The sequence below is a fragment of the Pseudomonas sp. TE21435 genome (genome assembly GCF_056279265.1).
The window spans coordinates 4426139-4439777 of record NZ_JBWBQZ010000001.1; the positions used below are offsets into that span (position 1 = coordinate 4426139).

Sequence of the window (13639 nt, forward strand, 5' to 3'; positions counted from 1 at the left end):
GTTCACCGTGAGCGGGTGACGCGTGGGGAGGTGCACCCGCGCCGCACGGTGGCGCGGCACGGGCGCGGTCGATCAGATCTTGACGTTCGAGCGGATGTTCCAGCCGTACTTGATCGGGCCGCCTTCCTTGGTGCCGTCGGCTTTCTGTGGCTGGTAGTCGACGGTGACCTTGGCGAAGTTCAGGGTCACGTTCTCGGTCAGGCGGTCGTCGCTGCCCGAACCGCCGGTGCTCAGCGAGCTGATGATCACCTCTTCGAGGTTGATGATCAGGTACTCGACCTGGCTTTCACCGCCGGCCTTGCGCACCGTCAGCTTGACCTTGTCGATGTGCTTGCCGCTGGAGCAGTGGGCCATCAGGTTGGGGCTGGACTTGTCGATGTACTTGGTGATGGACAGGTCCTGGATGTTGACCTTGCCCGAGCCGCCACCGCTGCCCAGGTGCATGTTGCCGGACTGGGACATGCCCCAGCTCCAGTTCAGCACGTCGATTTCGTCCTTGTGGGCCTTGTCGTGGGACTCGCCCTTGATGTCGCCGATCTTGATGAAAATATCTACAGCCATGATGTCCTCGGGATTTCGCGTCGGTTAGCGTTGAGTGGCTAATCGCGGGCAGCCCGCCCCCAGCGTGGGAGCGGGCTGGCCCGCGATGATCAGGCCCCTTTGGCCGAAGGCAGCTTCGACACCAGGCGCAGCGACACGGTCAGCCCTTCGAGCTGGTAGTGCGGGCGCAGGTAGAAGCGCGAGTTGTAGTAACCCGGGTTGCCTTCGACTTCCTCGACCACCACTTCGGCGGCCGCCAGCGGGTGCTGGGCCTTGGTGGTCTCGGTGGAGTGCGCCGGGTCGCCGTCGACGTAGTTGAGGATCCAGTCCTGCAGCCAGCGCTGCATCTCGTCCTTTTCCTTGAACGAGCCGATCTTGTCGCGAACGATGCACTTCAGGTAATGGGCGAAGCGGCAGGTGGCGAACAGGTACGGCAGACGCGCGGCCAGGTTGGCGTTGGCGGTGGCGTCCGGGTCGTCGTACTCGGCCGGTTTCTGCAGCGACTGGGCGCCGATGAAGGCGGCGAAGTCGGTGTTCTTCTTGTGTAGCAACGGCATGAAGCCGTTCTTGGCCAGCTCCGCTTCGCGGCGGTCGGAAATGGCGATCTCGGTCGGGCACTTCATGTCCACGCCACCGTCGTCGGTGGGGAAGGTGTGCGCTGGCAGGCCTTCGACTTCGCCACCCGACTCCACGCCGCGGATGCGCGAGCACCAGCCGTAGTGCTTGAACGAGCGGTTGATGTTCACCGCCATGGCGTAGGCGGCGTTGGCCCAGGTGTACTTGCTGCTGTCGGCGCCGTCGGTGTCTTCCTCGAAGGCGAAGGCCTCCACCGGATCGGTCTTGGCGCCGTAGGGCAGGCGCGCCAGGAAGCGCGGCATGGTCAGGCCGATGTAGCGCGAGTCTTCCGATTCGCGCAGCGAGCGCCAGCCGGCGTATTCCGGAGTGGTGAAGATCTTGGTCAGGTCACGGGGGTTGCTCAGCTCCTGCCACGAGCCCATGCCCATCACCGTCGGCGAGGCGGCGGAGATGAACGGCGCGTGCATAGAGGCGCAAACCTTCGACACCTCGCCGAGCAGCTCGACGTCGGGCGGCGACTGGTCGAAGTAGTAGTCGCCCACCAGGCAGCCGTACGGCTCGCCGCCGAACTGGCCGTATTCCTCTTCGTAGAGCTTCTTGAACACCGGGCTCTGGTCCCAGGCGGTGCCCTTGAACTTCTTCAGGGTCTTGTGCAGGTCGTTCTTCGAGATGTTGAGCACGCGGATCTTCAGCTGCTCGTCGCTCTCGGTGTTGTTGACCAGGTAGTGCAGGCCACGCCAGGCGCTTTCCAGTTTCTGGAAGTCATCGTGGTGGATGATCTGGTTGACCTGGGCGGTGAGCTTGGCGTCGATGGCGGCGATGATCTGCTCGATCGAGCCGATGGCATCGTTGGACACCAGGCTGGTCTGCGCCAGGGCCTGCTCGGCGAGGGTGCGCACGGCGCTCTCGACGGCTTCCTTGGCCCGCTCGGTCTTGGGCTTGAATTCCTGCAGCAGGAGGCTGGCGAACTCGCTCGGGTCCTGGGTGGCCGCCTGCGGGGCCTGGCTGTCGCGCAACGGATCGTTCATGGTCGGTCTCCTCAGGCCTTCGGCTCGGTGTCGGCGGGTTTCGGCGCGCTGACCAGGGCCTGCAGCAGGGCCGGGTCCTTGATGGCCTTGAGGATGATGTCCTCGGCACCGGTCTTGCCGTCCATGTAGGTCAGCAGGTTGGCCAGCTGGGTGCGGGCCTCGAGCAGCTGGTTCAGCGCGTCGACCTTGCGTGCCACGGCGGCTGGGCTGAAGTCGTCCATGCTCTCGAAGGTGATGTCCAGGCTCAGGTTGCCTTCACCGGTCAGCTCGTTGGGCACGTTGAACGCCACGCGGGGCTTCATGGCCTTGAGGCGCGAGTCGAAATTGTCGACGTCGATCTCCAGGAACTTGCGGTCGGCCACCGCCGGCAGTGGTTCGGCGGGCTTGCCGGCGAGGTCCGAGAGCACGCCCATGACAAAGGGCAGCTGGACCTTCTTCTCGGCGCCGTACAGCTCGACGTCATATTCGATCTGCACCCGCGGCGCACGGTTGCGCGCGATGAACTTCTGGGAGCTGTCTTTCGCCACGTTGTTCCTCCTGGTCGCCGGTAAGGCGGCGTTGCTTGTTGCAGGCGTCGGTGTTGATGCGGTGTCGAGGCGTCAGTCGCCTTCGGGGCCGCGCAGGTTCTCGAATTGCGACAGACCCTCGGGGATCAGGTCGCGGACGATGGTCGCGAAATCGGCGTTGACCAGGTTCTTCGCCCTGCGCAGCAGCACCGGCAACGGGCTCGATGGCTCGTGGCGGGCGTAGTACTGCAGCAGGCGTTCGAGGCTCTGCAGCACGTCGTCGCGGCTGTTCACTTCGCCGGGACGCGCCGTCGGGCGTGGCCCGGCGGCGCTGGCAACGGGTTGCCGGTCGTCATGGCTGCTGCTGGCGGGTTGGTCTTCGCTGCTGCTCGAAGGCGGCACTGCGCCTTCCGGGCTGTAGTCGGCCAGCACCTGCTGGACCTGGCGCAGCGGCTGGCGCAACGCGGACAGATCGACGCCGCTGGACGAGCCGACCTGGTCATTGACCCGGCTCTCGATGACGTCAAGGGCGTCGCGGGCCAGTTGCAGCGCCTGGCGGCACTGTTCGAGCTGCTCGGGGTCGGCATCGCGCAGGGCGGCGGCCAGTTCCTCTGCGCTCAGCTGCTCGCTGGCGAAGTGCTGCACACCGGCTGCATGCAGGGCGGCGCGCAGGGTCACCGGGCCGAACGCCCGGGAGCGCACCAGTACGGCGTCGCGCAGCAGGCCGATGTTGGTGTCGCAGGTAAGGCCGGCCAGGGCGTTGATGCGTACGGTAGGGTCGTTGTCGTCGGCGGCATCCAGCTGCGGGTGCAGGTGCAGCCAGTATTCGCCGAGCAAGTCGCGGATCAGCTCGAGGCTGGCGGCCAGGCCCGGCAGGCCGTGCAGGGCCAGGTTGGCCTGGACCAGGAAGTGGGTGATGCGCAGGTCCTTGCTGCGTTGCAGCAGGTCGGTGCAGGACTGTTCGATGGCGCGCCACTGCGGCGGTTCGGCTGCTTGCACGGCATCGCCCATCACGCGCTCGGGGCGGCCCTGGGCATCGCGTTCCAGTTGCAGGAAATCGGCGTCGTATTCGAGGTCATCGCCGCACGGGAAGTCTGCGGAAACAGCGGCGAGCAGCTGCGGTGAGTTCACCAGAAATCGATCTCCATATCGGCCCTTGGCGAGGGCTTCGTATGCGCCAAGTTGCAAATGTGAATTGGCGCACAAACTTGTCAAAGAATGCGAAGTTGATATCACGGTGATATCACTTTGGCACTCTTAAGTTGCGCATTTATGGTTTATTTCCAAATTGCTGTCAAGGTAAGCTACGCGCCGCGCAAGGCGACTGTGAACCAGTTGGCAACCCTTGGCGTCCATTGGTCAGGTGCCATCAAAGTGCCTTGCCGATAGGGTTTAATACGGCCTTCCGGGAAGCGTGTTTTGGCATCCAGCCCTTGATTTCAAAGGGCTTGGTCGAAATGCCAGGTCGGGCTCGTTTATCCACTCAAATGGATGGATGAGTGTTTCATATATATGCAAGGAGGCATGATGGCACTTTGCCTGACCATTACCAGTTATCACAAGATCACCCCGGGGCAGTGCCCGGAGAAGTTGCTGGAAAACGGTGCCATCAGCGTCGGTCGGGCCGCGGATAATGATTGGGTACTTCCCGATCCGGAACGCCTTGTTTCTTCGAAACATTGTGTGATCCAGTTCAAGGATGGTCGCTACTATTTGACCGATAACAGCACCAATGGCGTGGAATTGGTGCATGCCGGCATTCGCCTGCGTCGCGGTAACAGTGAGCCGTTGATGGACGGCGAAGTTATTCGAATTGGCGATTACGAGATCCAGGCACGTATTGATTCCGGCTTGTCGATCCCGATTGCCGGGCAGTCCGAGGCCCATAGTTTCGAGGCCTTGATGGCCAACCAGGTGGCCACTCCGAGCGCGCCCATCGCCGGTGCACCCGCCGCCTTCCTGCAGGGGGCGTCGAGCCACGACACCTTGCCGGATCTGTTCGATTTTCTCGGCCCTTCCAGCGTGCCGCCTGTCAGCCAGCCGGATCATGTCCCCGCGCAGCAGCATGATTTTCGACCGCCCACGCCGGTGGCGCCGCCGCCCGCGCCTTTACCGGCAGCCATGCCCGGCGCGCCGGGCGTGATCCCGGATGACTGGAACTTGTTCGATGAAACCCCGGCACCTGTTATCCAGCCCGCCCCTGTACTGGCGCCAGCACCGCCACCGCCGCTGCCGGAGCCACTGACCCCGAGCGAGCCTGTTGTTCGGCCGCAGCCCGTCGTGACGGTTGCCGCGCCTGCTGACAGCGATGCGCTGCTCCAGGCTTTCCTGCGTGGCGCAGGCATCGAGCACCTGCGCATCGACGCCGTCGATGCCGCCGCGCAGATGGAGGCCATTGGCCGCAGCTATCGGCTCATGGTCGAGGGCCTGATCGATGTGTTGCGCGCGCGCAGCAGCCTCAAAGGCGAGTTCCGCATGCAGCAGACCACCATCGCCCCGGTACAGAACAACCCGCTGAAGTTCGCCCCCAATGCCGACGAAGCGCTGTTGTTGCTGCTGCGCGAGGGCAACCAGGCGTTCATGGCCCCCGACCAGGCGGTACGCGACAGCTTCGACGACTTGCGCGCCCACCAACTGGCGGTGATGGCGGGTATCGAGGCGGCGCTCAAGCACCTGCTCAAACGCTTCGAACCCGCCCGCCTGGAGGAACGCCTGGCGCCAGCGGCCGGGCTGGCCAAGCTGTTCGGCGGTTCACGCCAGGCCCATTGCTGGCAGCAGTTCACCGAGCTCTACAGCCAGATTTCCCGGGAAGCCGAAGACGACTTCCAGGACCTGTTCGGCCGCGAATTCAGCCGCGCCTACGAGGCCCACAGCCAACGCATTCAACGTTCCTGAGGCCAATGCCCGGGACACAGGAAGAACACAAGACGTCATGAGGACGAGGATGAGTGCAACAAGACTGATCGCAGCCCTGGCCATGGTGCTGCTCAGTGCCTGCAGCAAGGACACGCCGAGCGAGCCAGCCCCCGAGGCGGCGCCCGCCACGGGCGTCACCCTGTACTTCAGCGCCGCCGCCGGGCTCAACCCCGGTGCCAGCGGCATGCCCGCGCCGGTACGGGTGCGCATCTACGAGTTGAAGAACAGCGCCGCCTTCGCCCGTGCCGACTACTTCGCCCTGGCCGAACGCGCCCAGGCCACCTTGGGCGCCGACCTGATCGACCAGGACGAAGTCCTGCTCCAGCCCGGCGAGCAGCTGCGCCTGGAGCGCCCGCTCGACCCGGCCACGCGCCAGATCGGCCTGGTGGTCGGTTACCGCGAGGTCGATCGCGCCCAGTGGCGCAGCGTGCTGCCGGTACCGCCCCGTGACTATCAGATCAGCCTCGATGTGCGCGCCGTGCGCAGCGCCGTGGCCGCCCCACAACCTGAGCCTGCCCGCTAGGCAATCGGAGAAAGCATGTCCTGGAACAATCGCGTGGTCTGGTCGGAAGGGATGTTCATCACCACCCAGCACTTCCAGCAGCACGACCGCTACCTGGAAAACTTCGTCGATGCCCGCAGCCGGCCGCTCAGCGCCGCCGCCTGGGGGTTTTCCGAACTGCTGATCGATCAGGGCCTGCTGGCCCAAGGCAAGCTGGCGATCCTCAGCGCCCGTGGCCTGCTGCCGGATGGCACGCCGTTCGATATTCCCCGTGACGACCTGCCGCCCGCGCCGCTGGAGATTCCCGACGACCTGCGCAACGGTGTGATCCACCTCGGCCTGCCGCTCAAGCGTGCCGGCGCCCGCGATACCGTCGACGACGGCGAGGTGCCTGACGGCGCGCGCTACGTCAGCCGTGTCAGCGAAGTGCGCGACGACAACGCCCCGTTCGAGAACCGCGCGCCGCTTGCCCTGGGCAGCCGTGCACTGCGCCTGCTGCGCGCCGAGGATGGCTTGAGCGACTATGCCGCGCTGGGCGTGGTGCGTATCCGCGAGAAACGTGCCGACCGCGCACTGGTGCTGGATGACAGCTACATCCCGCCACTGCTTGACGTGGCCGCCAGCAACCCGCTCTCAGGCTTTCGTGGCGAGCTGCTGGGCTTGCTGCACCAGCGCGGCGAAGCCCTGGCCGGGCGCGTGGTCGCCTCGGCCAATGGCGGCGCCTCGGAGATCGCCGACTTCATGCTGCTGCAATTGGTCAACCGCGCCCAGCCACTGGTCGAGCACCTCAACCAGCTGACGCCGCTGCACCCCGAGCGGCTGTACAGCGAGCTGGTGGCCCTGGCCGGCGAGTTCGCCACCTTCACCCGCGATGGCCGCCGTCCGGACAGCTATCCGGTGTACCAGCACGACGACCTGGCGGCGACCTTTGCCCCGGTAATGGCCGCGCTGCGCGAGGCGCTGTCGATGCTGATCGACAGCAAGGCCGTGGCCATCCCATTGGTCGAGAAGGCCTACGGCATCCACGTCGGCATGCTCGCCGACCGCAGCCTGCTCGACAGCGCCAGCTTCATCCTGGTGGTGCGCGCCGACGTGCCCAGCGAAACCCTGCGCAGCCGCTTTGGCCAACAGAGCAAGATCGGCGCGGTGGAGCACATCCGCGACCTGGTCAACCTGCAACTGCCGGGCATCGGCCTGCTGCCGCTGCCGGTGGCGCCACGGCAGATTCCGTTCCATGCCGGCTCCACCTACTTCGAGCTCGACCGGGGCAGCGAACACTGGAAGCAGCTGCAGCATTCCGGTGGTTTTGCCTTCTACGTCGCCGGCGAGTTCCCCGGCCTGAACCTGGCCTTCTGGGCCATTCGAGGATAAGCCGCGATGCAATCGGACGATCCGCTCGCCAACGACCGCACCCAGTTCATGCCGCGCCCCGGTGGCCGTGGCCCGCAACCGGCCGCGCCGGGGCCTGCGCAAGCTGCGCCGCCGCCACCCCTGAACGTGCCGGCCGAACCACTGGCGCCTGGGCAGGCGGCGGGCCTGAACCCGCTGGAGCAAGCGGCCGGTCCATTGCTGGCGCTGCTCACGCGCCTGCGCAACACCATCGCCCATCCGGCCCCGGCCAGCCTGCGTGCGCAACTGCTGGCCTACCTGCGCCAGTTCGAAGAGCGCGCCGAGGCCGCCGGGGTGCCGCGCAACGAGGTGCTGCTGGCGCGCTATGCCTTGTGCACCGCGCTCGACGAGGCGGTACTGAGCACGCCCTGGGGCAGCGCCAGCGACTGGGGCAAGCAGAGCCTGCTGATCACCGTGCACAACGAGGCCTGGGGCGGCGAGAAGGTGTTCCAGCTGATGGAGCATTGCCTGCAGAGCCCGCGTGAACGCCTGCATCTGCTGGAGTTGCTGTACCTGTGCACCAGCCTCGGCTTCGAAGGCCGCTACCGGGTGATGAACGGTGGCCGCGCCCAGCTCGAAGCCTTGCGCGAGCGCACCGCCGCGACTATCCGCAGCGCCCGTGGCGAGTTCGAGCGCGAGCTGTCACCGCACTGGCGCGGTGTCACCGTGGCCCGCGATCGCCTGGCGCAGTTCGTGCCGCCCTGGGTCGGCCTGGCGGTGGCCCTGGCGTTGCTGCTGCTGGTGCTGTTCGGCCTGCGCCTGAAGCTGGCGGCCGACGCGGAGCCGGTGTTCCGCGGCATTCATGCCCTGGGCGAGATCCCGGTGCAGGCCATGGATCGTCCGGTGGTGCAGCCCAAGCCCGTGGAGCGTCCGCGCCTGGCCGGTTTCCTTGCCGAAGACATCAAGGCCGGGCGGGTCGCCGTGCAGGACGCGGTGGACCGTTCGGTGGTGACCATCCGTGGCGACGAACTGTTCGCCTCGGCCAGCGCCAGCATCAAGGGCGACTTCGAGCCGTTGATGCTGCGCATCGCCGAAGCCGTGGCGAAAGTGAAAGGCAACGTGAAAGTCACCGGCCACAGCGACAACCAGCGCATCGCCACGCTGCGCTTCCCGTCCAACTGGGCGTTGTCCCAGGCCCGCGCCGAAGAGGTGAAGAACCTCCTCGCCGCCCGCACCGGCCAGCCCGAGCGCTTTACCGCGCAGGGCCTGAGCGACACCGAACCGCTGGCGTCGAACGACAGCGCGCAAGGCCGGGCGAAGAATCGCCGGGTTGAAATCACCGTTCTGGCGGAGGGCGTCGAGTGAAGGCGTTTTTCAGTTTTGTCATTCGCTGGGTGATTCCGCTGCTGGGCCTGCTGGCCCTGAGCCTGATCATCTGGTTCCTCGGCCCGTTGCTGGACATGCTGGTGCCTGCCGCTCCGCGCCTGGTGCTGATCGGCCTGTTGTTCACGGTGTGGATCGCCTACCGCGTGTGGCGCATCGTCCAGGCCCGCCGTCAGGCGGCCAAGGTCATGCAGAGCCTGGCTGCGGAGACCGCGCCGGACCCCGCCAGCGTGGCCACCGCCGAAGAACTGGCGACCCTGCGCCAGCGCATGGACGAAGCCCTGGTGCTGCTGAAGAAGGCACGCCTGGGCGGCGACGAGCGACGCAACCTGTATGAACTGCCGTGGTACGTGATCATCGGCCCGCCCGGATCGGGCAAGACCACTGCGTTGGTCAATTCCGGCCTGCACTTCCCGCTGGCGGCGCAGCTGGGCGAAGGCGCCATCCGTGGTGTTGGCGGGACGCGCAACTGCGACTGGTGGTTCACCGACCAGGCCGTGCTGCTGGACACCGCCGGCCGCTACACCACCCAGGACAGCCATGCCCAGGTGGACAAGGCGGCCTGGCTGGGCTTCCTCGACCTGCTCAAGAGCCAACGCTCACGCCGCCCCATCGACGGCGCGTTCATCGCCATCAGCCTGTCCGACCTGCTGCTGGGCAGCGACGCCGAGCGCGCCGCCCATGCGGCGGCGATCCGTACCCGCATCCAGGAACTGTACAGCCAGCTGGGCGTGCGCTTCCCGATCTACCTGATGCTGACCAAGCTCGACCTGGTGCCGGGGTTCATGGAGTTCTTCGACACCCTGAGCAAGGAGGAGCGCGCCCAGGTGTGGGGCATGACCTTCCCGCTCGACGATGGCCAGCAGGGCGACGGACCGCTGGCGCAGTTCGGCAATGAATTCGCCTTGCTGGAGCAGCGCCTGAACCAACGCCTGGTCGAGCGCCTGCAGCAGGAGCGCGATCCGGCGCGGCGCGACCTGGTCTACGGCTTCGTCCAGCAGTTCGCCGCCTTGCGCGGCAACCTGAAAACCTTCCTCGACGGCATCTTCAAACCCAACGCCTTCGAAGAGCGCGCCCTGCTGCGCGGTGTGTACTTCACCAGCGGTACCCAGGAAGGCAGCCCCATCGACCGCCTGATCGGCAGCATGGCCCAGAGCATGGGCCTGGACCGTGCCCACCTGGCGCGACAGAACGGCACCGGGCGCAGCTACTTCATCGAGAAGCTGTTCAGCGCCGTGGCCTTCGCCGAGCGCGGCCTGGTCGGCAGCAACCCGAAGGTCGAGCAGCGGCGCAAGTGGATCGCCCGTGGCGCCCTGGCCCTGAGCGTGGCCCTGGTGCTGGTGGTCGGTACCCTGTGGACCCTGAGCTACCGCGCCAACCAGCAATACATCGCCGAGGTCGACAGCCGCCTCAAGCCGCTGGGCAAGAGCGTGCAGGAGCTGAGCCCGGCGCAGCGCAACGTGGTCGAGGTGCTGCCGCTGCTCAATGGCGTGCGCCGCCTGGCCGAAGATCCGCCCGGCTGGGCCGAGGGCCTGGGGTTGTACCAGGGCGACATGCTCGAAGGCGAGTCGGACAGCGTCTACCGCAAGCTGCTGATCGCCATCTTCGCCCCGCGCCTGGTCACCCGCATCGAGGAGCAGCTGTACGGCGGTGGTCCGTCCGACTACCTCTACGAGGGGCTCAAGGCCTACCTGATGCTGGCCGACGGCGAACACTACGACGCCGAGTTCATCAAGGCCTGGGTCACCCTGGACTGGGAGCGCAGCCTGCCGCGCGACCTGGCGCCGGACCTGCGCCAGGCCCTGGAGCAGCACCTGGCGGCGCTGTTCGACAAGCGTCCGCCGAACGCCCGCCTGGACCAGCGCCTGATCGACGACACCCGTCGCCAGCTGCAGCAACTGCCGGTGGCCCAACGGGTCTACGACCGGGTCAAGCGCCAGAAGCTGCCCGCCGGGCTCAGCGATTTCCGGGTCAGCGATGCCGCCGGGCGTGACGCCGCGCTGGTGTTCCGCTTCAAGGACGGCAAGCCATTGAGCGAGCCGCTGCCGGGTATCTTCACCGTCGAGGGTTACCGCAAGGCCTTCCTCGCCGCCAGCCTGGCCCACAGCGAGACCCTGGCCGAGGAGCGCTGGGTGCTGGGCCGCGAGGCCAGCGAGTCGGCCGATGCCAAGCGCCTGGCCGACGATGTGCTGCAGCTGTACTACCAGGACTACATCCGCCATTGGGATGCCTTGCTGGCCGACCTGGACTTCGTGCCGATCACCAGTGTCGGCCAGGCCGCCGATGTGCTGCGGGTGCTGTCCGGGCCGACATCGCCGATGAAGAAGCTGCTGCAGGCGGTCGCCAAGGAGACCAACCTGGCACAGCCGACCACCCTCGACAAGGTCCAGGCCAAAGCCGAGCAGGCCGGTGTCGATCAACTGCGCCAACGCTTGGGCGGCCTGCTCGGCGATGCGCCGCTGCCCAGTGACAACCCGGCCGCCCGTGAGGTGGACCCGGTCACCGCGCACTTCGCCGAGCTGGCCGGCCTGGTGGAAACCGGCGAAGGCCAGCCTGCGGCCATCGATGGCCTGCTTACCGACCTCAACGCCCTGTACGTGCAGGTCAGCGCCATGGTCGGCGCCAGCGGCGACGCGCTGCTGGGCGAGGCCAAGAACCAGGCCCAGGCCGCGGCGCAGCGTGTTGCCCTGGGGGCCGCGCGTCAGCCGAAGGTGGTGCAGAACCTGGTGAGCTCGGTGCTTGGCTCGACCCACAACCTGGTCATGGGTGGGGTGCGCAACCAGCTCAACGCCGCCTGGACCAGCGAAGTGGTCAATGTCTACCGTCAGTCCCTCAGCGGCCGCTACCCGTTGGTGGCCGGCAGTTCGCGGGATGCGACCCTGGAAGACTTCGGCCTGTTCTTCGGCGTCGGCGGGGTCATGGACAACTACTTCCGCAAGTACCTGCAACCCTACGTCAACACGTCGAGCACGCCCTGGAGCTGGCAGCCCGGCGCGGCGCAGAAGCTGGGGATCAACAGCAACGTGCTGTACACCTTCCAGCGCGCGGCGAGCATCCGCGACGCGTTCTTCCGCAACAGCAACGGCGTGCAGCCGGGGGTGCGCTTTGAGCTCAAGCCGGTGGCGATGGACGCGACCATCACCCAGTTCCTGCTCGACCTCGACGGCCAGCAGGTGAGCTACGACCACGGCCCGAGCCGGCCGGTGGCGTTGCAGTGGCCGAACCCCAACAGCATCGGCGTGGTGCGCCTGTCGATCTCGCCACCGTCGGCCTCCGGCCGTTCGGGGCTGACCGTGGAAGGGCCGTGGGCCTGGTTCCGCCTGCTTGACCAGTCCGACCTGGTGGCCGGCGGCTCGCCGGAGCGCTTCAACCTGCGCCTGCGCGTCGACGGCGCCAGCGTGTCCTACGAGCTGCGTGCCAGCAGCGCCTTCAACCCGTTCCGCAGCCGAGTGCTCAGCGGTTTCAGCCTGCCGGAGCATCTGTGAACGACGTGGGTTTCTACGGAAAGCTGGCCTGCCGCGGCGACTTTGTCAGCCGCGGCCTGCCGCACGGTTTCATCCAGCCCTGGGACCAGTGGCTGGCGGCGGGGATCCAGGCGAGCCAGCAGGCCCTGGGCGAGCGCTGGCTCGAGGCCTATCTGGTCAGCCCCTTGTGGCGTTTCGCCCTGGCGCCGGGGCTTTGCGGGCCCGAGGGGGTGGTCGGGGTGCTGATGCCGAGCATCGACCGGGTGGGGCGGTACTTCCCGCTGACCGTGGCCCAAGTGCTGGAGCCGGGGGAGCCGCTGGCGCCTGTGGTGGCCGGGGCCGAGGAATGGTTCGAGGCGGTCGAGGAAACCTTGCTGGCGACGCTTGAGCCGGGTGCCGTCTTCGAGGCGTTCGAGGCCGCTTTGCAGCCGTTTCGCTTCGCGAGGCCGCTTGTGCAAGAACCGCGTGTGACGGTGGGCGGGTTGCAGCGGTTGGATGCGACCACGCCGCAGGGGCGCGCACTGGCCTTGGCCGAATGCGCCTGCGAAGGCATGAGCCTTTGGTGGGGCAAGGGTTCCGAACGGATCGCCCCGGGGTTGATGCGCTGCGCGGGCTTGCCGCGCAGCGAGGATTTCGCCGGTTTTCTATTGGGTAGCGAGGCGCGGATCGGATGACCGGCATGCAGTACACAGCGGCCAGCTACAGCCATGTCGGCATGGTGCGCAAGATCAACGAGGACGCCTGCCTGGAGTTGACCTGGGCAGGCCTGTGGGCGGTGGCCGACGGCATGGGCGGCCATGCGGCGGGCGATTATGTCAGCAGCCTGGCCATGGACAGCCTGCGCAGCTTGCCGATGCTCGACTCGCTCGACGACTTCAGCGGCGAGGTGCGCGACGGCCTGGCCTGGGTCAACGGCATCGTGCGCGAGGAAACCGTGCGCCGTGGCGTGGCGATGATGGGCAGCACGGTGGTGGTGCTGGCGGCGCGTGGCGACCAGGCGATTGGCCTGTGGGCCGGCGACAGCCGCCTGTACCGCCTGCGCGACGGCCGCATCGAGCGCCTGAGCCACGACCATAGCTATGTCCAGGAGCTGCAGGACAGCGGCCTGCTCAACGAAGCCGAAGCCCGTGTGCACCCTCGCGGCAATATCGTCACCCGCGCCATCGGCGTCGAGGACCACCTCGAGCTGCAGGCCGTTGCCTTGCAGGTGCAGCCCGGCGACACCTACCTGCTGTGCAGCGACGGCCTGAACAAGACCGCCGAGGACCACGAGATCGCCGAGGTGCTCGGCCACGCCGACCCTTATGAGGTAGTGCGCAGTCTCGTACACCTGGGGCTGACCCGTGGCGCCCCCGACAACATCACCGCCGTCGTCGTGAAGGCCAGCTGAAGACA

General features: G+C 66.9%; 11 protein-coding genes. 7 read left to right on the plus strand and 4 right to left on the minus strand.

Annotated features, from left to right (window positions below; genetic code table 11):
- Positions 1-72: 72 nt before the first annotated feature.
- From ACZ9C1_RS20010 to tssA, 4 genes are all read right to left on the minus strand, one after another.
- Positions 73-561, minus strand: coding sequence for an Hcp family type VI secretion system effector (locus ACZ9C1_RS20010; RefSeq protein ID WP_023632508.1), 489 nt, complete (start codon positions 559-561; stop codon positions 73-75).
- An 89-nt stretch (positions 562-650) separates the two neighbouring features.
- The gene (gene tssC / locus ACZ9C1_RS20015) at positions 651-2144 is read right to left on the minus strand and encodes a type VI secretion system contractile sheath large subunit (protein ID WP_046857484.1); all 1494 of its coding nucleotides are present in this window, start codon (positions 2142-2144) and stop codon (positions 651-653) included.
- Positions 2145-2155: 11 nt separating this feature from the next.
- Entirely contained in the window at positions 2156-2671 is a 516-nt protein-coding gene (gene tssB, locus ACZ9C1_RS20020) for a type VI secretion system contractile sheath small subunit (protein ID WP_476254306.1), read from the minus strand.
- Positions 2672-2743: 72 nt separating this feature from the next.
- Entirely contained in the window at positions 2744-3781 is a 1038-nt protein-coding gene (gene tssA, locus ACZ9C1_RS20025; protein WP_277502493.1) for a type VI secretion system protein TssA, read from the minus strand.
- A gap of 396 nt (positions 3782-4177) precedes the next feature.
- Here tssA and tagH point away from each other — a divergent pair, with 396 nt between their 5' ends.
- From tagH to ACZ9C1_RS20060, 7 genes are read left to right on the plus strand one after another with little or no spacing between them, the layout of a single operon-like run.
- On the plus strand, positions 4178-5545 hold the full coding sequence (gene tagH / locus ACZ9C1_RS20030) for a type VI secretion system-associated FHA domain protein TagH (RefSeq protein WP_277502494.1): 1368 nt from the start codon (positions 4178-4180) through the stop codon (positions 5543-5545).
- A 49-nt stretch (positions 5546-5594) separates the two neighbouring features.
- Entirely contained in the window at positions 5595-6089 is a 495-nt protein-coding gene (tssJ, locus tag ACZ9C1_RS20035) for a type VI secretion system lipoprotein TssJ (RefSeq protein ID WP_214500861.1), read from the plus strand.
- A 15-nt stretch (positions 6090-6104) separates the two neighbouring features.
- A complete protein-coding gene (gene tssK, locus ACZ9C1_RS20040) occupies positions 6105-7439 on the plus strand; it encodes a type VI secretion system baseplate subunit TssK (RefSeq protein ID WP_102683421.1) in 1335 nt (444 codons plus the stop codon).
- Between the two features lie 6 nt (positions 7440-7445).
- A complete protein-coding gene (locus tag ACZ9C1_RS20045; protein WP_038707182.1) occupies positions 7446-8762 on the plus strand; it encodes a DotU family type VI secretion system protein in 1317 nt (438 codons plus the stop codon).
- Positions 8759-12265, plus strand: a complete 3507-nt coding sequence (gene tssM, locus ACZ9C1_RS20050) for a type VI secretion system membrane subunit TssM (protein ID WP_476254307.1) — start codon at positions 8759-8761, stop codon at positions 12263-12265. The genes ACZ9C1_RS20045 and tssM overlap by 4 nt, the downstream gene beginning before the upstream one ends.
- The gene (gene tagF, locus ACZ9C1_RS20055; RefSeq protein WP_102719447.1) at positions 12262-12918 is read left to right on the plus strand and encodes a type VI secretion system-associated protein TagF; all 657 of its coding nucleotides are present in this window, start codon (positions 12262-12264) and stop codon (positions 12916-12918) included. The genes tssM and tagF overlap by 4 nt, the downstream gene beginning before the upstream one ends.
- Positions 12915-13634 (plus strand): PP2C family protein-serine/threonine phosphatase, encoded by a 720-nt coding sequence (locus ACZ9C1_RS20060; protein ID WP_102681837.1) that lies wholly within the window; start codon positions 12915-12917, stop codon positions 13632-13634. The genes tagF and ACZ9C1_RS20060 overlap by 4 nt, the downstream gene beginning before the upstream one ends.
- The last annotated feature ends 5 nt before the right edge of the window (positions 13635-13639 follow it).

What these genes read in the sequence shown, in the direction of transcription:
- ACZ9C1_RS20060 (WP_102681837.1), top strand. Translation starts at nt 12,915, where the DNA reads ATGACCGGCATGCAGTACACAGCGGCCAGCTACAGCCATGTCGGCATG.
- tssK (WP_102683421.1), top strand. Translation starts at nt 6,105, where the DNA reads ATGTCCTGGAACAATCGCGTGGTCTGGTCGGAAGGGATGTTCATCACC.
- ACZ9C1_RS20045 (WP_038707182.1), top strand. Translation starts at nt 7,446, where the DNA reads ATGCAATCGGACGATCCGCTCGCCAACGACCGCACCCAGTTCATGCCG.
- tssC (WP_046857484.1), bottom strand. Translation starts at nt 2,144, where the DNA reads ATGAACGATCCGTTGCGCGACAGCCAGGCCCCGCAGGCGGCCACCCAG.
- tssJ (WP_214500861.1), top strand. Translation starts at nt 5,595, where the DNA reads ATGAGTGCAACAAGACTGATCGCAGCCCTGGCCATGGTGCTGCTCAGT.
- ACZ9C1_RS20010 (WP_023632508.1), bottom strand. Translation starts at nt 561, where the DNA reads ATGGCTGTAGATATTTTCATCAAGATCGGCGACATCAAGGGCGAGTCC.
- tagH (WP_277502494.1), top strand. Translation starts at nt 4,178, where the DNA reads ATGGCACTTTGCCTGACCATTACCAGTTATCACAAGATCACCCCGGGG.